This window comes from Arthrobacter sp. 8AJ (assembly GCF_902506025.1).
In the GTDB taxonomy this organism is placed as follows: domain Bacteria; phylum Actinomycetota; class Actinomycetes; order Actinomycetales; family Micrococcaceae; genus Arthrobacter.
The window spans coordinates 50730-71041 of sequence record NZ_LR733290.1; the positions used below are offsets into that span (position 1 = coordinate 50730).

General features: G+C 61.9%; 21 protein-coding genes. 9 read left to right on the top strand and 12 right to left on the bottom strand.

What is annotated here, in order from left to right; all coding sequences use genetic code 11:
• The 8 genes from BACI349Y_RS19915 to BACI349Y_RS19950 all read right to left on the bottom strand — a co-directional run bounded on the left by BACI349Y_RS19915 (position 1) and on the right by BACI349Y_RS19950 (position 8267).
• Positions 1-423 (bottom strand): DUF4913 domain-containing protein, encoded by a 423-nt coding sequence (locus BACI349Y_RS19915; RefSeq protein WP_159636084.1) that lies wholly within the window; start codon positions 421-423, stop codon positions 1-3.
• A complete protein-coding gene (locus BACI349Y_RS19920) occupies positions 416-2197 on the bottom strand; it encodes a type IV secretory system conjugative DNA transfer family protein (RefSeq protein ID WP_159636087.1) in 1782 nt (593 codons plus the stop codon). Before BACI349Y_RS19920 ends, BACI349Y_RS19915 begins: the two co-directional genes overlap by 8 nt.
• A complete protein-coding gene (locus BACI349Y_RS19925) occupies positions 2197-3816 on the bottom strand; it encodes an ATP/GTP-binding protein (protein WP_159636090.1) in 1620 nt (539 codons plus the stop codon). Before BACI349Y_RS19925 ends, BACI349Y_RS19920 begins: the two co-directional genes overlap by 1 nt.
• The gene (locus BACI349Y_RS19930) at positions 3816-5327 is read right to left on the bottom strand and encodes an SCO6880 family protein (protein WP_159636093.1); all 1512 of its coding nucleotides are present in this window, start codon (positions 5325-5327) and stop codon (positions 3816-3818) included. The genes BACI349Y_RS19925 and BACI349Y_RS19930 overlap by 1 nt, the downstream gene beginning before the upstream one ends.
• A gap of 1 nt (position 5328) precedes the next feature.
• A complete protein-coding gene (locus BACI349Y_RS19935) occupies positions 5329-6636 on the bottom strand; it encodes a hypothetical protein (RefSeq protein ID WP_159636096.1) in 1308 nt (435 codons plus the stop codon).
• Positions 6636-7361, bottom strand: coding sequence for a hypothetical protein (locus BACI349Y_RS19940; protein WP_159636099.1), 726 nt, complete (start codon positions 7359-7361; stop codon positions 6636-6638). Before BACI349Y_RS19940 ends, BACI349Y_RS19935 begins: the two co-directional genes overlap by 1 nt.
• 11 nt (positions 7362-7372) lie before the next feature.
• Entirely contained in the window at positions 7373-7558 is a 186-nt protein-coding gene (locus tag BACI349Y_RS20375; RefSeq protein ID WP_236561135.1) for a hypothetical protein, read from the bottom strand.
• 115 nt (positions 7559-7673) lie between these two features.
• The gene (locus BACI349Y_RS19950) at positions 7674-8267 is read right to left on the bottom strand and encodes a DUF6668 family protein (protein ID WP_236561138.1); all 594 of its coding nucleotides are present in this window, start codon (positions 8265-8267) and stop codon (positions 7674-7676) included.
• 188 nt (positions 8268-8455) lie between these two features.
• On the opposite strand from BACI349Y_RS19950, the gene BACI349Y_RS19955 reads away from it, so the two are divergent.
• The 8 genes from BACI349Y_RS19955 (at position 8456) to BACI349Y_RS20420 (ending at position 16063) form a co-directional block, all read left to right on the top strand.
• Positions 8456-8707: a helix-turn-helix domain-containing protein gene (locus BACI349Y_RS19955; protein ID WP_015062447.1), complete on the top strand. Its 252-nt coding sequence runs from the start codon at positions 8456-8458 to the stop codon at positions 8705-8707.
• 36 nt (positions 8708-8743) lie between these two features.
• The gene (locus BACI349Y_RS19960; protein ID WP_159636105.1) at positions 8744-9826 is read left to right on the top strand and encodes a CHAP domain-containing protein; all 1083 of its coding nucleotides are present in this window, start codon (positions 8744-8746) and stop codon (positions 9824-9826) included.
• A complete protein-coding gene (locus BACI349Y_RS19965) occupies positions 9823-10338 on the top strand; it encodes a hypothetical protein (RefSeq protein ID WP_159636108.1) in 516 nt (171 codons plus the stop codon). The genes BACI349Y_RS19960 and BACI349Y_RS19965 overlap by 4 nt, the downstream gene beginning before the upstream one ends.
• 6 nt (positions 10339-10344) lie before the next feature.
• Positions 10345-11808 carry a MinD/ParA family ATP-binding protein gene (locus tag BACI349Y_RS19970; protein WP_159636111.1) on the top strand — a complete coding sequence of 488 codons (1464 nt, stop codon included), beginning with the start codon at positions 10345-10347 and terminating at the stop codon, positions 11806-11808.
• A gap of 67 nt (positions 11809-11875) precedes the next feature.
• The gene (locus BACI349Y_RS19975) at positions 11876-12088 is read left to right on the top strand and encodes a hypothetical protein (protein ID WP_159636114.1); all 213 of its coding nucleotides are present in this window, start codon (positions 11876-11878) and stop codon (positions 12086-12088) included.
• A gap of 400 nt (positions 12089-12488) precedes the next feature.
• On the top strand, positions 12489-14084 hold the full coding sequence (locus tag BACI349Y_RS19980; protein ID WP_236561141.1) for a hypothetical protein: 1596 nt from the start codon (positions 12489-12491) through the stop codon (positions 14082-14084).
• An 885-nt stretch (positions 14085-14969) separates the two neighbouring features.
• A complete protein-coding gene (locus BACI349Y_RS19985; protein WP_056332006.1) occupies positions 14970-15740 on the top strand; it encodes a ParA family protein in 771 nt (256 codons plus the stop codon).
• A 197-nt stretch (positions 15741-15937) separates the two neighbouring features.
• On the top strand, positions 15938-16063 hold the full coding sequence (locus tag BACI349Y_RS20420) for a hypothetical protein (RefSeq protein ID WP_009358100.1): 126 nt from the start codon (positions 15938-15940) through the stop codon (positions 16061-16063).
• Between the two features lie 230 nt (positions 16064-16293).
• Here the strand turns inward: BACI349Y_RS20420 and BACI349Y_RS19995 are convergent, their stop codons facing one another.
• From BACI349Y_RS19995 to BACI349Y_RS20005, 3 genes are all read right to left on the bottom strand, one after another.
• Positions 16294-16725, bottom strand: coding sequence for an AsnC family protein (locus BACI349Y_RS19995; protein WP_159636120.1), 432 nt, complete (start codon positions 16723-16725; stop codon positions 16294-16296).
• A gap of 189 nt (positions 16726-16914) precedes the next feature.
• Positions 16915-17574, bottom strand: a complete 660-nt coding sequence (locus tag BACI349Y_RS20000; protein WP_159636122.1) for a helicase associated domain-containing protein — start codon at positions 17572-17574, stop codon at positions 16915-16917.
• A gap of 69 nt (positions 17575-17643) precedes the next feature.
• Positions 17644-18240, bottom strand: a complete 597-nt coding sequence (locus tag BACI349Y_RS20005; protein WP_159636125.1) for a recombinase family protein — start codon at positions 18238-18240, stop codon at positions 17644-17646.
• A gap of 253 nt (positions 18241-18493) precedes the next feature.
• On the opposite strand from BACI349Y_RS20005, the gene BACI349Y_RS20010 reads away from it, so the two are divergent.
• Entirely contained in the window at positions 18494-19405 is a 912-nt protein-coding gene (locus tag BACI349Y_RS20010) for a hypothetical protein (protein ID WP_159636128.1), read from the top strand.
• 69 nt (positions 19406-19474) lie between these two features.
• Here the strand turns inward: BACI349Y_RS20010 and BACI349Y_RS20015 are convergent, their stop codons facing one another.
• Complete coding sequence (locus BACI349Y_RS20015) at positions 19475-20230, bottom strand: hypothetical protein (RefSeq protein ID WP_159636131.1); 756 nt, start codon at positions 20228-20230, stop codon at positions 19475-19477.
• Between the last annotated feature and the right edge of the window lie 82 nt (positions 20231-20312).

The following is a 20312-nucleotide window of genomic DNA, read 5'->3' on the forward strand; positions in this document are numbered from 1 at the left end:
TTAGAACAGCCCTGGGGGTGGTTCCTCGCAGGGTAAAGGGGCGAGTTTGGAGCGGTGGCCGTCGTCCGGGGTGCAGCCCTTGAATGGCCCATCTGTTGAGAGCAGAACGGACATGTGGTGGTCTGCGTGGTCGCGCCACCACACGCTCATCCCTGTGGTGCCGTCCAGGCGCAGGAACTCCCAGGCACGCCAGAGCGCTTCGAGGCGGCTGATCGCTTCGGCGTGTTTCCACCATTGCGGGCACCAGGTCACGCCGCCCTGGACGTTGAGCTGCCGGCGGTAGCTGGTAGCCAGCTTGTTGCTGACGAACTCCGCGACGTTTGGGTAGAACAGTTCAGGAGCTTCCGGCTCCTCTTGGGCCGGCTCGGCGGGGGTTGACGTGTCCTCCAGCTCGTCGTCCCACTCCCCCAAGCCATCACTCATGAGGGGCACCTGCCGCTATCCACCGGTTCCCGGCCGCGGCCGACGGTTGTGCTGCGGGCTTGTTCGCGGGGTCATGTGCGGCGATGGAGGCCCGTACCGCGTCAGCCTGCGGGCCGCTCATCCAGGGCACCGTTTCCAGCAGCGCGGCGGGGGCGCCGGAGGCGAACATGATGGCTCGGCCCCGGGGGAACGCGGCCAGGTCCGAGACGTCCAGGGTGCGTTCTTTGCGGTCGTCGTCGTGGCTGTAGGAGGTGCCTTGTTTGGAGCGGCTTCTGGTCATGTTGGAGTAGCGGTATTCGCCCACGAGCTGTGCAAGTTCGTTGAGGAATTCGGCTTCGGCGACGCCGCCGCCGTAGACCTTGATGTTGGAGGCGCTCCAGAGTTTGCGCATGCCGTCGCGGCCCCACACTTCAACGCCTTGGGACCAGGACTGGAGGATAGTCATTAGGACGATCCCGCGGGAGCCGTAGTGGCTGTAGAGGTTCGGCAGTTCCCGCCAGCGGCACACGTTGGCTGCCTCGTCCAAGACACCGACCATGGGTGTGGCGAGCCGGCCCCCGGGTGAGTGAACGGCGAGTTCTTCGGCTGCCTCGACGGTGGCCACGGTCAGTGCCGTCACCAGCGGGCCGGCGGTGCCTTTGCCTTCCTTGGACAGGCTGTACAGGGTGCCCTTGGAGCGGACGAACGCTGCCGGATCGAACTGCGGCCGCTCGTCGTTTTCGTCTTGGGGTGTGACCCAGCGGGCGACTTGGCGGTTGGTGAGGCAGGATGCCATTTGCAGTGCCGTGCCGTACACGCCGCCTCGCTGTTTCTCGGGTGCGTTGATGACGCCGCCCACTGCGTTGGAGGTCTGGGTGAAGCCGTGGGCCTTGAGGATGTCCACCGCTTCGTCGTCAGCGGGCCGGGTCAGCCAGGTGTGGACCTGCGTGATCGGCCGGTCGTCGAGGGCTGCGGCGAGCAGGAGCCCGGCGAGGAGATCCTGACCGGCTGGATCGAAGTAGGCGTCCGTTTTGGCATCCGGTCCGCGCGAACCTGCTGCGAAGTGGTCGGCCAGGCGAGCCGCCTTCACTTCGTCCGTGACGTAGGACAGGGGGTTCCACCACCAGGAAGGTTCCTCGAGTGCGACCGACTGCGGGTCGAAGACCCAGACCGGGCCCTCGGCTGCCCGGACGTCTCGTGTTCCGTCAACGATGTCCCGCTTGTTCGAGGTCACCAACGCAGCTCCCGGGGCGGCGAGGATCGCCGGGATGGCCCTAGATGTCGTCTTGCCGGTGCGGGGTCCCCAGATGTCGATGTGCATGTCTTCCCAGGAGCCGTAGACCATCTGCCCGCCGAGGACGGTCTTGCCTACCGGGACGCCGGGTGATCCTTTCACTCCGAGACGTTCCGCCGTTGCCGTGGCGCCGCGCAGGCTCAGGGCGCGCAGGTCCCGGCCTTTGGCCATGTGCTGGGCCGCGGCGTCCACACGGGACCGCTTGGATCGCTTGCGGAGCACGGCACGGACCACCAGAACGGCCACAAGGGTGATGAGGACGCCGAAGCCGATCAGTACCCATGTGGCGGCCGCGGGCCACGTGACTTTCTGCGAGATCAGTCCGAAGACCAGTTCAAACGGGTTCGCGGGCAGTTCCTGGCCATCACCGGACAGGATCGAGCCCAGGTGCACGGCGCCGGCGACCGAGCCGACGCCGAGCACCACGGCGGTGATGAAGACCCAGAGTAGGACTGTTTCGGTGTCGAGCTGTGCGCGTTTGCCGCTGCTTGGTGCACCCATCAGTTCTCCCCTTCACCGTTGTTGTTGATCGTCCAGCGCTTGTTCGTATCGTGCAGTTTTTCTTCGACGCTGGTGAGTTTGAGCGCGACCGGGATCCCGGGGCGGCCGCCGACTTTGAAGAGGAATTTGCCCAGGCCCGGGCGGACCCGTTTGCGGGAGCCGCCGACGTCGGTCCATGACCCCGGATCGGCCCAGGAGATGAGGCGGGCCTGCTCGGCGCGGGAGAGGGTGACGGCTTTGTTGAGTTTTTCCATTTCCGCGCCGGGGAGCGCGCCGCAGACGACCATGCCGGAGCGTTCAACGAATCCGCGTGCTTTCATCCGTTCGGATTCGGTGGGGAGGGCTTCGAGGTCACTCATGGTGTGCGTGATCATGGCCTGCCCGACGCCCTCGGTACGGTTCAGGCGGGTGAGCGAGTCGACCCGGTCGACCATGCCTTCACCGGAGCGCAGGGCCCGCCACAGTTCGTCCATGACGACGAAGTAGTTCCGGCGCGGTTCGAGGCCGGCGTCGGCCAGGGTGTGGGCCACCTGGACGGTGGCGAACCCGGTTGACCAGCAGGCCAGCAGGCAGGCCGCTTGGATGTCCCTCTGCGTGTCTGAGATCCCTGACAGGTCGAAGACCACGGGTTTGGTCAGGTCCATCGGCTGGTCCGTGGGCTGGGAGAACATGTCCGAGAACCGGCCCGAGCCGTCGAGGGAGTACAGCGACTGGCGCAGTTGGTCGGTCGCGTCGAGGTAGCGGCTCATATCGCCACGGTCCAAGGCAATGGCCCGCAGCTCGTCGGGTGCGTCTTTGATGACCTCGATCAGATCCCCGATCAGGGGAACGCGGTCCAGGCGCTCGTCCAGGATGTGCAGGGCCCGGTCAATCAGGGATTCCTCGTGGGCGCTTGGCTTGGCGTTCCGCACGATGGTGATCAGCGCCGTAATCATGTTCAGGCGCCGGTTGTGCGAGTCTGCCATCAGCTGTTCGGCCAGCTTCTCCGCCTTCACCGCGGCAGCGAGCAGCTGCGCGGCCGCAGCCTGGTCGCCATCTGGATCGTTCACGGTCCGTTTCGCCTTGGCCCGGTGTTCCTCGGCCGAGGCGAGCAGCCTCACGGCGGCTCCCGTGGCTTCACCGGGGTCCAGGACGTTCAAGTGGCCACGTCCGGGACCCAGGCTGATGACCTGCCCGCCGAGGGCTTCGATCAGGTCAACGTAGTCCGGCTTCAGGTCACCAAGGATCAACGGGTTGATGCTCCGGCCCGCCAGGCCCAGGACGATGTGCCGGACCAGGGTGGACTTGCCGTAGTGCGGCAGGCCGAGGACAAACATAGAGGGGTTGTTGATCATGCCGTGCATGAACCAGCTGATCGGATCGGCCCCGAAGGGCGCTCCGGTGTCGGTGTGAACGCCAATCGGGACACCCAGGATTGGGGTGCCGGACCCGCCCACGAACGGCCAGAGACCACAGACCTGGACCGAGGTTCCGCGCCATTCGTCCGCTGCGGTGACGTAGACAGCTTCGCCCTGTCCGCGGCCGCGCCAGCCCCGCAGGCCCGGGCGCCGGGCGACCGCGGCGGCGAGCTTCGTGGCAGGGGCCTGTGTGCGCTGGTGCTTGGTCTTGCTGCCGAACATCACATGGCCTCGCGGATCTCTTCGGGAACCTTCAAGTGCTTGGGCAGGACCAGACCCAGTGGCAGGGACGCGGCAAACGCAGAATCCTGCGAGCCGTAAGCGCGCCGCAACAGCAGACGTGCCGACGGGCCGAGGTTGCCCTCCACCACGGCCACGGCGTCCTCAAGGTCACGGGCGGACAGCACTGTGGCCGTGACCACCATGCCGAAGTTGACCAGCCCGGCCCCCTTGGCTTCCTCCGCTGCGGTGGCCTGCGCCGCGCGCGCATCGACCAGGGCGCGGGCAGTGGGCCGGTTGGTCGAGGAGGCCCGGGTCAGGGCGCTGGTTTGGTCTGACTCCACAATGGCGGCCGCGCGGCCAGCTTCGATCGGCCGGTACAGCAAGGTGACGCGCTTGCGGTCGATCTCCCCATGCGGTGCGACGAGGCGGCCCAGCGCTGATGCCAGGATGTGCCCGCGCGGGGCACCGGTCATCGTCCAGGACACCGAGTGCCCGGAATCGTGGCGGTAGCCGTCCCAGTTGGATTGGTGGGCGGACGGTCCGACGTCGCCCCAGTCCAGGTCAACGGGTGTGCCCTGGTAGTGGGCTTCGTCGATGAGCCGGGCCGCTGCAGGGTCGTAAGCGACCCGAACGACCTCACACAGTTCCTGGGCGTTTAACGGTGCGCACGCCCCGGCGCCGGTGGATTCCAGACGCTCGGTCAGGCTGGGAAGCCGTGAGGCGAGATCCCTTGCGATTTCTTCTGGGGTGCGTCGTTTGCCGCCTGCCCGGGCAGCGGCGTTGAACGTCAGCGCGACCCAGGCGCGGATCGTGGCCGATCCCTGCGGGTAGGTGTTCAAGGCCTCCCGGAGCATGGCCTTGGCAATGTCAGGGGCGTCGTCGTGGATGTTCGATTCAACTTCCCGGCGCAGCCGTGCCCCGGAATCGGGTGCGGTTTCGACCGTGACGGATGCAGCCACGACGGCAGGTTCATTCGACAACGAAGCGAGCCAGCCGCCCCAGTTAGCCACCCAGGCATCAATCTGCTCGGGATCAACCAGGGACGCACCGTCGGGCTGGGTGCCGAAGACAACGGTGTAGTGCGCGGTGGCGGGAAGGTGGATCAGCGCGAACGGGCGGCCATAGGAGTCGGTGAACTCGTAAAGCTTGGAGCCGGCGGAGATCCCGGGCAGCTGGAACTCGCCCCAGGGCGTCAGTCCCAGCGGGCCGGAGCGGTAGATGTTGGCCTTCTTGCGCCGTGCCGAGCGGAACGCCAGCCGGGCGAAGACCCGCTCCCCTACGGACTTGTTGTGCTTGTCGGTCACCGAGACGACGGCCAGCGCCACCCCAAGGACGAGCAGGGCAATGAGCCCGGCGAACCAGCCGCCGACAAAGAGACAAATCACCGTGATGATGAGGCCAACAAACAAACCCGCTGTTGCCAGCCCGCCGAGGGTGCCGATGCCCGCTTTACGCGGACGCCGCCAGTTGCCGTAGGTCGGTTCCCTGTATGTGTTCTCGATAGCGGCCATTTCAGGCACCCCCCGTGGATTCTTCGCTCATGTCTTTGATGGCCCCGGAAGCGGCCTGGCCTGCTTCTGCGCCCTTCTGTGCTGCCAGTACGGCGACACCGCCCGCGCCCGCGGCCACAGCGCCACTGCTGGCGGCTGCTCCGCTGCCTGCAGCAGCACTGCCGGCACCGGTGGATGGTGCCGCGCCAGTGGCTCCGGCGCTCCGGGTACCTGTCTTCCCCGCTGTGCCGGACGTTCCTGCCGTTCCCTGGCTGCCAGTGCCCGAGGGGCCCTGCGATCCAGGACTTTGGCTCGAGGTGCTGCTGGTTGTCGTCGAGCTGGTGGATGATCCGCCGCCGCGTCCGGCGCTGCCCATGCTGATTGCGCCGGAAGCCAGTGCGCCGACTGTCCCTGCTGCCAGAGCGCCACCGCCGCCAGCGACAGCACCAACCATCGGGGTGACGAACCGCATGAGGGCTGGCATGGCGAACAAGGCAATGATCATCAGAGCCAGCCCGGTGACCGTTGCCAGGAGCGCTGAGCCGAAGTCCTTGCCGTCACCAACGTTTCCGAAGATCTTGCTGCCGCTGAGCTGGAAGGCCGTCGCGTAGATAATGGCGGCCGCGGGCTTGTAGAGAATGAAGGCGATCAGCCAGGCTGTGCACTTCTGGAACCAACCCCTGCCGGCCTCGGTGTTGCTGAAAGCTGCAGCCGTAGGGAAGATCCCTGTCAGGATGACGAGCAGGCCACCGCGGATGATCATGAGCACGATCTGCATTACGGAGGCCAGAATCGCGATGAGTCCCAGGAGGATGATCATGATCGACCCGATCGGGCTGGTGGCCGAAAGCGCCAATAGGGCCGTGATGTTTTCGTTGAACGAGGTCCCGTTCGTGGAATTAGTGATGATCCAGGCTGAGAACTGATCCGCCGCGACTACCAGCAGTCCCACTGCCGCCACACCGGCGCCGGAGACGACGATTAGGGTCGCCAGCGAACGCACCAGATCCCGCAAGGGTGCACCCCTGCGCTCAATCGTCATCTTGGCTGCACCCACGAGGACAGACATCACAGCCAGGGAAGCCGTCCAGAAGTAGAGACTGTTCTGCAGGAACAACACCGGATCACTCGCGGTAGACCCAGCAGGGGTTGCGGTTAGAGCGGGAGTTCCCACGTTCACCCAAAATGTCCCGAGTGTTTGGACTGTTTGTCCAACGGCATCGGCAATAGCTTTCGCCATGTTCTTGACGGCATCATTGGCGACATCTTCGATGGCCGCACCTGCCTGGCAAAAAGGATTTATTGCATTCAAGCCGGAGCAGTCAGCCATTAGACACCGGCCCACTCAACGTAACCACTGAGGTCACTGAGCTGTCGCGCCCCAGTGTCCCCTGTAGCCGGCACAACGAACTTCCAGTCGCCCTCGTACCACTGAAGCGGAACCGGAATGGAGACGAAAGTTCCGTTGGCACCCTTGAATGCGAGATCAATGACGGCTCGGTCAGCCTCGTAAGAACGGAATGTGAAGCCGGCCAATTGGGCGGTCACGGAGTTTGGGGCGGCTGTTGGGGAAGACTTCAGCACCGCATCTCGCTCCGGGCCTGGTACAGCCAACTGCTGATAAACGAGGTCCGCTTTTCCAGATGCGGACAACGCAGTCATGTTTGCCGCTGCATACAACGCACCGGTCGGTGAGTGTGCGAAACAGGAACGAAGGCCATTGGCTTCGGTCTTCCCGGGGCCGAACTGCGTGGGCGATGTTGGTGCAGCGATCTTGCCGACCAATTCCCATTTGGTGTCGGCGGGTGTAGTGGCCGGCTTGGCCTGGTCACCCGATGGCAGGCCGCACACGCTGGCCGCCGCCGTCGCAGTAGGTTGGCTGCTGCTGCTGCTGCTCGTGCTGGTGCTCGGTTCAGGGGACGCCGTTCCGCCGCCTCTGGGAACCAGGGCCAGGATTACCCCGAGCGCGACAATGATCGCCACGACAACGGCCGAGATGATGAACTTAGGTTTGGTCAGCGGATTCTGGTCTTCGTTCACTGTCGGTTCAGTCATGGCTCGGTTCCTTAGACCAGGGCGCCTACGACGCCGCCGGCGGAGGCTGCCAGGATGCACCCGCCGAGGACCCATGCCAGACGGCCGGCATGCTCGCCGCCCTCTCCGCGTCGGTTGTTGACCATCATCGTTCCGGCGGTGATCAGGATGCCCGCCACGGCCAGGCCGAAGACGATCCATGCGAGCCACTTGAGCATCGTCAGTACGCCTTCAGAGCCGGGAGGCGCTTCACCTGTGCCCGGGTTCGGTATCTCTGTGATGGCAAAGCTTGACCATTCCAAGGCCTTGGAGAACAACATGAGTTTCTACTTTCTATTTGGCCGCGAGTCCGGCGGTGGCAGTTACTGCGATATGCACCTGTTCAAGGGTGGTGCGGGCTTCTTTGGGAAGTTCCTCGGTCCCGATGTCATGGCCGTAGCGCCATGCGTCCACCCAGGGGAAATGCCACATGTGGGGCACTCCCCCGCCGACGACGCGGGCGAAGTCGCGGATCTCTTTGGGGAGCCGCCCGGGAGCGTCAGCCATGACCACCAGGCCGGCGACCTGGATCCCGGGAAGTGACCTTGATGCCCATTCAGTTGCAGCCAGCCGTGCTGCGCGAAGGCCTGGGATATTGGACCGGGCAACCAGGACGATCACGGATCCGGCTGCCGTCAAAGGCCAGTGATGCTCGGCGGCTTTGGTTCTCTTGTCCAGGCGTGCAAGCGACGTTTCGCCCGCCCCGCCGTGGACGCCAAGCCACCAAAAGCTCGGTTCCCTCCCCGCAACGTTCCTTCGGGGAAGCCGGTCCGCCTGGTCCGGCTGCGGAACACTCAGCTGCGGCCTGGTCGCCCCCGTAGGGATGAAAGGCGGCTCTTCCGGGACGGCAGGAACGGGTTCGTCGATAGTTTCTGCGCCGAGCGTCACCCAGCGATTCTTTGAGACCGGCATTTCACTTCCCCTACTAATGTCCGCAAAGATCGTATCGGTACCATCCGACACGAAAGGCCAAAAGTGACCGCAAACAACAGCTTTAGTACCTTTCAGTCACGTCTAGTACATCACAGTACCAATTTGTGGTCTACGATGGCTCTATGCGGTGGGACGGACTGAGCGTGGACCCCAAGTACCTGGAGGCACTCTTTGCCAAGTACCCGGAGCGTCTTACGCCTCAGGACCTCGAAGAGATCTTCGGGTTGTCCCGAAACACCGTCTACCGCTGGCTCCAAACCGGAGTGATTCCTGCTTACCAAGTTGAGAAGACATGGTTAATCGCCAGAGATCAAGTCAAGGACTGGGTCTGGGAGAACCGGAACACACTGAGGAAGGGCCAGACACCGGAAGTGAACGACGAGGACCAGCCCTAGGGCGAAACAGCTGACGAGCATTTGTGAGGGGGACACATGCAATCACGAACGAGCGCGCCTGCGCTGGTCGCCGGCACCGTCCTTGCGCCCGTCGGCTTGGTGCTGTCCATCATCCTGTTCGGCGGGGGCTCCCAGGCCGCGGCCGATGTCTGCTCACCGACCGGGTCGAGCGTCAGCGTTGACGCAAGCCAGCTGCCCAAGGTCGCTGTCGCCGGCTACGAGGGCGAGCAGCTGAAGAACGCGGCCCTGATCATCAACGCAGGCAAAGCCCTTGGCCTGTCCGCCCGCGGGCAGACGATCGGTGTCATGACGGCCATGGGCGAATCCGGGCTCCGTGTCCTGGACTACGGCGACGGCCCGGGCCCTGACTCCCGGGGACTGTTCCAGCAGCGCGACAACGGCGCATGGGGAACCTATCCGGACCGCATGAACCCAACGACTTCAGCCACGAACTTCTTCACCGCCCTGCAGAAGATCAGCGGATGGGAACAGATCGAACCCACCACGGCCGCGCACCGGGTCCAGCGCAACGCCGACCCGTTCCACTACCAGTCCTACTGGGCGGCCGCCGTCGAGGTCGTCGCCGCCCTGGCCGACGTTCAGATCACCGATGCCGGCGGGGAAAGCTCCTGCGGGATCCCCGGCCAATCCGGCAAAGAAGATGACCTGCCGTGGCGCACAGCCAAGATCTACGAGCCATCCCCGCTGGGCATGTACAACCGCGAATGCGTCGACTTCGCCCTCTGGCGCGTCAACCAGCAGCTCAGCAGCACCACCGCCCCCTACAAGGTCCTGAACGGCACCTTCCGGCCTGACGGTGCCGTACTAGGCTCGGCCCTTACCTGGAAAGACGGCTGGGACGCCAAGGGCTGGCCCACCGGTGGAACACCCCGTGTCGGCGCTGTCGTCTGGTACTCCCCCGGCACCGGGGGCGCCGATGGCACCTACGGTCACGTCGCCGTCGTCAAAGCCGTCAACGGAGACGGCAGCTTCCTGGAAGAGGGCTACAACGGCAACCCCGCCCCGAACGACCACACCTACTACACCCGCACCGTAGAGAACGGCACTCCCAGCGCCTTTCTCTACCTGCCCGGCAGCGACTCACCGGAGGAACCATGAAACGCGCCCTGACAGCCCTCGCGGCCCTGCTCGTATGCACGGCCTGCGCGCCGGTATCCAGCTCAACACCCCCGGAACAGTCGCCCAGTGCTTCCGCCGCCACCCCAGCTACGCTCAGCGCGGGGGGTAAGCCCCAAGCTCCGGGCGGCACAGCACCGGCCACCCTGGGCATTACCTGGGACGAGGCGAGCAAAACAGCCGCGCTGGAAACCGCGACCAAGGCCATGGCGCTGTATGCCCGTCCCACGGTCACGGACAAGGAATGGATCCAGGAGCTCGGGCAGCTCCTGACCGCCCAAGCAACCGCTGATTACCAATACGTTGACCCGGCGAACATCCCGGTCAGCAGGATCACTGGAACGGGCCAGCTCAGGATCGATGAGAACAACGGTTTCGGCTGCCATGTCGTGTTTTCCACCGATGCCGGCGACTACGACGTGCAGCTGCTCCGCAGCGCAGCCGACAAGCCTTGGCAGGTCAACCGGTTCACGCCCCCGAACGGCACAAAGTAAGGACAGATGATGGAAACTCAAGCGCTCGACTTCCCCAAGATCAACGCCGTTCTGCGGACCAACGGAACCGGTGAAGTCACCATCAACGGGACCTCCCACGCGATCGAGGCCGCCGACGAAGCCGCCGTCCTTAGCGATGCACTACGGCTCATCACCGAAACCGCGGCTCAGCTCGGCCGACCCGTCCGCGTCAGCACCACCGACCCGGACGGACAGGGCCTCATCATCGTCTCCCCCGAAGGCGTCGTCAGCGAGGCCGCACCGATCAAGCCCACCCCTAAGCGGGAGCAGGAAACCTTGCCCGTTACGGCCACCCCTTCGCCCGAAACGGCCAAGGCCACGACCACGACCGTGCATACACCTACGCCTGTTTGGGTTCCCGACGACGCTGCGGCCGAAGAAGTGCCGGCACAAGCTGCCGATGCTGCGCCGGTGACCTTCGGCGCAGCCGCTACGGCCGCGCCCGCAGAGGGGCCCGCACCGGCTGCCACACCTGCCGCAGCGGAGCGTGCCACCCGGCGCAGCCTCAAAGACACCTCATTCCTCATCAGCGCGCCCGTGCTCCAGCCGGCCACGCGCGGCTGGCGCGGCATTCTCAGCCGCCTCGGCTTCCGCATGGACCCCTCGCCTGAAGAGCTGGCCGAACGCGAAGACATCCGCACAGTGAGCCAACACTGGCCCGGCCCCCGCACCGTCGCCGTCGTCAACCGCAAGGGCGGAGCGAACAAGACCCCCACCGTCGTCATGCTCAGCGCGATCCTGGCCCGGTACAGCGGCGCAGCGACCGTAGCCTGGGACAACAACGAATCACAGGGCACGCTCGGCTGGCGCACCGAACAGGGCGGCCACAACAACAGCGTCCTGGATCTCATCGACTCATCAAAGGCGCTGCTCTCCCCCAGCGCCCAAGCAGCAGAGATCGCCCAGTTCGTCCACCACCAGACCTCGGACAAGTTCGACGTCCTGCGCTCAGACGAGAACGAGGAGGGCGACCACGAAGTGACCGCAGAGGAGGTGGACATCGCCCACCAGGTACTCACCCGCTACTACCGGCTCATCGTCATGGACTCCGGAAACACGGCCCGAGCCGCGAATTGGCGGCGAATGATCCACCACACCAACCAGCTCGTGGTCCCCGTGACAGCCATTGAAGACCGCGCCGAGGCCGCGCGCCTGACTCTCCAAACGCTGGAATCCCGTGGCGGCCACGATGCCGAGCTGGCCCGCAACGCCGTCGTCATCGTGTCCGAGTCCACCGACGCCAAGCGCAGCATGAGCGGCGATGCGCTTAAGCGCGCCAAGGACGAGGCCAGGCGAATCGCTGACGGCTTCGCCCCGCATGTAAGAGCCGTGGTCCGCATCCCCTACGACCCCGCCCTGGTCAACGGACCCATCCGCTACGACGCCCTCCAACCAGCTACCCAGCGCGCGTGGCTCGCCGCAGCCGCAGCTGTGGCAAAGGGTTTCTAAGAGAGTGCGACACGCCGAGAGATTGCGGTACCGGTACCGAGGCCCATGGATGGGCAAGGATGAGACCATGAGTCAGCCTTATGCAACCCCGAAGCTCGACGGCCAGCGCGTCGCTTTGCGCGGCCGCGTATTGCCCGACCAGCATGCTCGCGCGAGTACGCAAGCGGCACGCCACGGACTATCGCTGAGCGAGTACCTTGGCGCGCTCATCGACCGCGACAGCGGGCTTCCCAACAAGTTAGACCAACCGCAGGAGGCGCTGATCCCCAGGGCGTCTTAAATCACTGAAGGCCCGCACTAGGCGGGCCTCCGTAAACATATGTAGTTCAGATCAATGATCTTGGCGGGTCGCGATCTGAACTTTTATCCAACACCCACCCAGTGGGTGGATCTTGTCATATCCATCCCCGAGAGGAAGGCTACTGCAATCCATGGTACCGGAACCGGTATTAACGTCAACGCATGCCCTTGTGAGTGTCGCTCCACGTCCCAGACCAGAAGATGCATGGGGTCTTGCTCCGCTGATAGCTGGCGCGCCTTCGTACCGATTGGGACGCTGGATTGGGCAGAGGTTTCAATATCCTCGGCCAAAGAATGCGCCGAAGATCACTCGTTCTTTGCCGAGACATCCTGCTGCTGTAATGGTGCACGGCACGGACGGCCGAGTCTCCACGCTGTGCTTGGACTTTGACACCTCGAAGGCACTGAAAGGCGTGGTGGACTCAGACGCGGTCCGGGTGGGCCGATTGTTGTCGGAGTGCGGCGTGAGGTTCGTGGAGGATTTCTCCCCCAGCGGTGGACGCCACCTGTACGTGCCGCTGCACGACCGGATGGACGCAGCCGAGGCCCGGGAACTAGTCGAAGCGCTAGCTCTGATGGCCACCAGTCTCGACCCGAGCCCCCACCAGAACATCACCGACGGGTGCATCCGTGTCCCAGGAACGGCCCACAAGTCCGGTGGCCACCAAACTCTCATCACTCCTCTGTCCCAGGCATACGACATCCTGCGGCGCCGCAACCCAGCCTCTGCGCTGTTGGAGCTTCGGTCCGCGCTGGCTCCGGAGCTAACCCGGAAGCGCGCACTCAAAGCCCGCGCAGCCAAGACTGTTGCCGAACAGCGAACCGGGATTCTGCCGGCACTACCGTTAAACGCTGGTAGTGAAGCGCCGCTGCGCAAAGTCGCCCGAACCGGCCTGTACGACACGGCCAGGTACAAGGGTCCATCCGAGGCTCGCATGGCTGTGCTGAACCACTTCAGTGCCTGCGGCTGGTCCCTGCAAGACATCGAGAACGAACTCACCGGTCAGTTCCCGGGGCTGGCCGCCCTATACGGAACCCCCCAACGCCAGGCGCGACTCCTGCCCTACGAGTGGACCAAAGCCCAGTCCCTCACTTCCAACCAAACCCTTCAGAAACGACTCCCCCGTAAACACAGGAAAAAGAGTGCCCCTATTAACAACACAAGCCCAACTTTAACCACCGGGGGGGCAGGGAAACTTAGCAGCGCTGGTGTGCAGCAGCTCGTGAACGATCTGGAAAATGTCCTTTACGCAGTCCTCGATCACAGACTGCAAGCCAGAGGCCGGCAAGGTCTCAGCCTCCGCCTGCTCATTCGTGGGCTACTGGGCTACATGAGAGCCAAGGAAACTGATGTTCTTGACGTTGGATGTCGAACTCTTGCTGTGGCGATGGGAAAACACCACGTCACCATTGCGCGGCTTCTGCCCGTCCTGGTTGCTGCCTCCGATGGAATCCTGACTAAAGTCATGGACGCACGTCACAAAGCCGCCGACGTGTACCTCATCCAGCTCCCCGAGCAGTACCAACAACTAGCCCGCGAACTAGCTTGGCGAAAAGGAAAAATTCATGCCATTCGGCCTGTTTTTCGGGCGCTCGGGGATGCTACAGCGCTGGTGTACGAAGCCATCGAACGCGGCCGCCACTCCCCCACAACTGCGGATCTCGTGCGGGCCAGCGGTGTCAGCCGGAATGCATGCTCGGCCGCGTTGGCCGAGATGGAAGCCTTGGGTATGGTCCAACGCCAGGGACACGCGTGGAAGACCACCACAGTCAACTTACGCATGCTCGCGGCACGACTCGGTGTGATGGATGACTACCTTGATCAGATCAGCCGTAACCGGAATGAACGCGCTGCTTGGCACGCCTATCTAGACCGGTTTCGTACCCCCAAGGTCGAAGAGACTGACCTGTTTGATCTAGAACGGGACGAGTACTGGATACCACCCGACGATGCGGCAATTTGGCATGCAGCTTGAGGCCGGAATGACAGGAAAGATTTAGGACTGCATCACGGTGAAGGCCTGCAAGCAAGTCGAGGAGGATCTTCACGATCTCGAGCGTGAATCTCATCGGCTGGCACCCCCATTGTCTCTGCCTTATGGAAAGCGGCCTAAGACTCTCTTAGTTCTTGCCGCCTGTCGTGAACCCCGCGGTCGGACAAGGGAGAGCATGCCGAGAGAGAATCAATCTTGACGTATTTATTATTGTGGCGTCCTAGTGTTGCTGGTGGGGGGCTCTTCTGCGAACTCTGTGCACCCTCAGACTTTGGGCCCTGGAAGTGTTTTCGGTTAGAAGGGCTGGCAACTCCCGAGTGTCCCCGGCTCAAACGAGTTGGCCCCAATGTTGGCGCTATGAAGACGTCATCGTCACGCAATAGCCCTTGCGTCTTGCGCCCCGGAGTACGGGCGTATGCCCTCAGCCCTCTTGGGATTAGCGACATATGAAATAAATCCAGACGTATTTATCGCGTTCTCATGCGGTGGGCGCTAGAGGCGCGACCATGCAGTGCCGGTGGAAGTCCTTGAGGGCACTCTCCGGGCTCTTCTCTGGTGAGCAGCTGGTGTCCATGTGACGCTAGGGATAGTTCTCCAACGCCTCCCGGAGCCAGGCGTTGGATCTTGGGAACCGCCCCTCTTCCTCTATAGCTTTGCTTATATGTAGCGACGCGCCGAGATAAATACGTCATGACGTAAAGATAGACGGATAGATTGATAGCCAGATGTCCAGTTTGAGGTTGGGGCGGACGTGTAACGCCTCGGCACAAATAAATACGTCATGACATAAAGATAGATTGATAGATTGAATGACGGATTGATAGATGGGCAGACAGCCAGATTTATTAATTGCAATTGAGGTGACATGTGAAAGTAACTGCGATAGGGAATCGAAAGGGCGGAGTCGGTAAGACCTCTGTGACATTGGGTCTTGCCACCGGTCTGAAATTGATTGGCAAAAAAGTGCTGGTGATCGACCTGGATCCTCAGGCAAACGTCACCGAAGCACTTGAAGGTTCCGGTGAGTTCGACGTTTTCGACGTGTTGTATGGGGGAGATGCCGGCACTTTAGGTCAGGCCATCACCAAGACCTCTTGGCCTGGCATTGATCTCATCCCGAGCTCCGAATCGCTTGCGCGGCTGGAATCGGAAAGCATCATGACACCAGAGTTGCGGTTGAAGACCGCCGCCTGGGGCGCTGAGGAATTGATGGCATACGATCACATTCTTCTGGATCTTCCTCCCGCGTTGGGTCGTCTTACGCTCAATGGCCTTATTTGGGCTGATCGAGTCCTTGCTATAACGGAGCCTGCGGCCTTCTCGGTGAAAGGCGTCACCGAATTCCTGGAGACAGTGAAGAAAGTGCAGTCGTTACCGCACCTGAATCCGGCACTTGAGTTCCTAGGAATCATCATCAACAAGACCAGTTCGCCCCTGACAGGGGAGCATGCCTTCCAAATCGGCGAACTGGAGGCTGCCTATGGGCAAGACGTAAGGAGTCCTCACCTTCCGCTCAGGACCGCCATGCAGGACTCTGTCAGTTCGAGAGCCCCTCTTACAAAGCTCAACAGCAGGGGAGCTGTAATCATGACCGAAAAGTTCATCGAGCATGCTCGCTTTATCGATGGAGTCAACTGATGCCAGTAGAGAGAAAATCAGCGATCCGCAAGGCACCCGCTGCGGACGTAGTCGACGTTCTGACCTCCCGAAGCGACAGTAGGCAAGAGCTGTCTACGGAACCTTCGCGTGCGCAGTCACCTGACCCGCTAGAGGTTGCTCCTCGAGCATCGACAAACAGGCGGCCGGGACCGGGCCGTCCCCGAAGCAAACGTCGGATGGAACCCTTCTCCTCAAAGATCGAAATCGAACTCAGAGACGAGATGGATGACTATGTGGCCGAGCACGGACTTTCCATCATCGACTTCCTGGATGAGGCGGTCAGGGACCGCCTCAAAAAATAATTACGTCTTGACGTAATTATTGGCCACTAACTGCCGTGTCCGAGGGTAGTCAATAACGACCGTTTCTGACTCATCCGGGCAAGTCGCCGAACTGGGTGTGCCTAGAGCTACCGCCTGTTGGTCAGAACTGGTTCTCGAAAAGAATCTTGGTCAAAACCTTGGTCAACAAGGTTTTGGCGGGGCATGCCGAGGATAGGAGGAGGCTCGGGGGAGGGGGCTGGCCGGGCTTACTATTTATCCGCCCAGCGTTCGTGGGCAGACTGTCGGCTAATGCCGACCGCCCGGCCAATGTCTGCCCAGGAAGCGCCGGCTGCCTTCGCAGCCGCTACAGTCTTATCCAGCCTCTGGCCGGCTTGGGTATATTCACGCGCAGCTGCTTCGACACCAAGAATGGCGTCTGTCGGGGCTATGTGATCCTTCCACTCCTCGTGAATGGCGTCTTCGACTTTTCGGGAAGCGTCGGCGAAGCCGTCAAATGAGACGTAGTCACGGTGCCGGCTGAAGTCAGCTTCGGCTGCAGAGGTGACTCTTTTCCACATTGCGCCTTGCCAGCCACAGGTGCAAGCTCCACGCCAGCCGATCATCTTTTCATCGGGGATTATCTCGTAGTCAGGCATCATCTTGTCCCGCTTGTACCCGCCAGTTACCCCTTGAACGAGCATTCCTTCTCCTGAGGACGAGGAAGAAAGCCTTCCGTCAGGCGCTACGCAAGCCGCCCACCCCTCGTGGTGATTGTCGGTTGATACCCAGCCCATTGCAATGCCTTCCCGTCAGGAGTTCCTGACAGCAGTGTGTCAGGAACTCCTGACAATTACTAGAAGTCCGCAGGCACCCCCGGTGACAGCCGTGCGTTATCGACTGGCGCGGCGACCACCCCTGTGGCCGCGACCCTCCCGCCACCCGGGCAGGATCTCGTTCAGCTTCTTCTCCCTGGCAGGATCCAGTCTGCCGGCGCGGTATTCGATCCGCTGTCCATGCAACCAAACGCCCAACATGCGTTCGTCCAGGTCGTCCGTTTTCTGGTGCCGGGGCCAGTCACCGCCGGCAGCCCTGATCCTCCGCAGCTCATCCAGCCGCTGCTGCCACCGGGCTTCGTCATCGGCCTTGCTCCTGGATGTTTTGTCCCAGCCTGGGATGACGGCCAGGCCTTCACGGTAGGCGGGGGAGAGGGTTCCTTCTGCCGCTTGCCGACGGCGGTTTGCCAACCAGGATTCAAGTGCACGCTCCCGGGCCGATTTCCCATGGCTGGAGGGTAGCCGGCCATGAACCTGATGGAAGGCTACAAGGTCGGCGAGGTTCCGTAGACCTACCTCGTTCGGCTGCGGGGCCACGGCGGGCAGAGCTGCTCTGTGTTCTTCCCGAATGCCGGGTTCTGCCCGTGCAGCGATCTGCAGGTGATAGCGGACAGTGGTTGCTGCGACGCCAGCCGCAGCGGCAATCTTTGATGTCGGAATTCCCTGCCGGTACATCTGTACCCACTCCGGATCAGGTGCGGTCCGCCTCGTTTCCATTGATTCTGTCCCCCGTTTCGTTAGCGCTCCACATCTACAGTCATGGGTCTCTCCGCCATCCCCGGGCACCTACATTGTGGTGCTTTTGTGCGCGGCGAGGGCTTGCTGGTGGCGGTAAAGAGTGGCACGGCTCCAGCCGACGAGACGGGCCGCGTCTTCTGCGGTGCGTCCCTTCGCCCGGGCGTCCTGCGCGATCGCCAGCTTGTCCGCTACGACGATCGGATCAGTCAGCGGGCGGCCAAAGCGCGTTCCGTTCTGCCTGGCGGCGGCGATGCCGGCATTGACACGCTCGACGATCAGCTCGCGCTCATATTCGGCCAAGGTGGCGAGCATGTTCAACATCAACCGACCCGTCGAAGTCGCCGGGTCGATACCGTCTGAGATGGATCGGACCTGGACGCCGCGTTCGCGCAGCAGGTTCACGGTGTTCAGCACGTCGATCAATGACCGGCCCAGCCGATCGACCCGCCACACAACCACGGTGTCGCCCTCCTCGGCGTACTCGAGGAGCCTCTTCATCCCGGGCCGTTCGATCGCCGTCTTACTTCCCGAGGTTACGTCGGCGAAGACGTCGCGCTTCTGCACGCCGACGGAGACGAGCGCGTCGAGCTGCAGTTGGGCATCCTGGCTCGAAGTACTAACTCGCGTATAGCCCAATTGCCTCATCAGGCCATTTTGACTCATAAAGCCCGGCACACGCGGACGTTGAGACAACTTGTGGTGAGACGTGTTTCCGAGACGTACGTGAGCCCGGTTTTCCCAGCCCGCCGTGAGCCGCTGCGGATGCCTGGAACAGTGTCTTGAAAAGCTTTTGATTTTCAAGACACAGCATCACCGGCTGTATTCACCCGTCACCTTCCTTGTCAGCGCGCATTCCCCCGGTGTAACTTCAAGATTCCACCGGAGGGGAAGGAGCATCATGGAGCGCCTGCCCGATGCGCTGATCACTACTGCCATGTTGCTGGCAGCAGTATTTGTCGCTTTCCTAGTCCTTGCGTTGCTTTTCCGGTGGGTAGGGTTCGCCCGCGCGCGAAGGAGGTTCAGTGATTTGGACATGGATCGCCTCCGTGAAGAACTCGTGGAACATGTGTCGTCCAAGAGTAAAAACCGTCGGCAACCTGTACCGCTAAAGATCTTCTGGAAGGGTAGGCGAATTCCTCGAACCGCCAGATATGAGGTTGTGAAGCCTCTTTTGGAAGAGGGCATCCTTCACACCGTTGAAAAGGATAAGCCAGCGTCGGAGGGGCAAGACCTAGCCGATGACTTCAAACGTTGGCTCAATGGGCAAGGCGACAGGTTTTTTGCTTGGTTGACACCCATGGCTCCTGAAATAGTTTTTCTCAGTGATATGGATTGGGAAGTACTGAAGAGACAACATTATTCGGCCCGTCAACTCTTGGAGATGCGCAACGTGATCAACGTATTCGGGGACGGTAATACCTTCGGCAACGGTAATCAGGTAGACCACAGCCGGCATGTTGATAAGAGCAGGCACAAAACACGTGCCGGTAGGGACAATATAGGTTCAGGCATCAGCGGCGGATCCACAGTGTCCGTCCGCTGGCTCAACGGTTCAAATGAAACAGAAAACCTGGCGGCACTTGCTGCGGCGCTCAGGAAAGATGCTGCGGCACTCGAGTCCGACGACGACAGGGCCTTTGCCAGGAGCCTAGCTACGCGAGTTGATGAAAAGGCGGCGGCGGCGGAACCGGACAAGGAGGAAGTCGCTCATGTTCTTCAGCGGGTAGCTTCTTTCGTGACGCCCTTGGCTACAGCGATGACCGAGACCCACAAGATACTAGGTATCTTCTGGCCTTCAGAAACGGGATGACCAGTCGCGCTGGTTCCTGGTTCATCGGCCTCTTCCGCTAGCGAATGCCGTACGTGTGACGGTGCGCCATCAGGGGCTCGAGCTCTGAGGATCTGGCTCTTGGCCTAGGTGCTTGCGGGCAGTGACTATATGGCGCTCTCTTTGAGCAGTATCAGCATAATGCGACGCATTTCTGTACAACGAAAAAGCGCGGTCCAGCAAGCTTTTCGCTTGGTTTTGATCGTTTTTTAAGTTTACATATTTGAGGAATATCTGAAATAGATCAAAAAATCGATCAAGTGTCATTTGCTGAATAAAAAGAGCTTCTGCATTTAAGTTCTTCTGCTTGTCAGCGAAGTCGGAAAGCTCCTCAAGGGACAAATTGTGGATGCGAGTAAGTTCTGCAACTTGATCAGATAAGGTGTCGATGCGCGTATTGCACCTTTGAATCATTTCCCAAAGGGTAGCCTCATCCGGGCCAGTGGATGCCCGTCGCTCCTGAATGAGCCGAACAGCAATCTCCTGGAATCCCCTGTCTTCCCTGCGCCCGCATGTCTTCTCGAAATCCTCACTACTTTGCCTTGACGCCCCCACATGTGCCCGGCGCCTCTCTTTCAAGGTATTCGTAGGTTTGCAACCGATGCCTAGGGCTACCAAAGCTGCCTCGCAATCAGGGTGACCTCGTAATTCATCGGCCCTCTCCTTGATAAACGATATGAACTCATCGTCCGTGTCGAGGTCGAACGTTCGCCTGAGCTCTGGGCGGAGTCCAACCTTTGCAACCGTAATCCCACTGCCTGCGCGCATACCCTTGAGCGCTTGTGCGAGTTGCTCGGCTGAAAGCATCTGGTGGCCCCTCTCTCCCTCATGGTCCCGGACTGCCTCGATACTATTCTGTCCCGTACACCATCGGGACAAAGTATCGTTC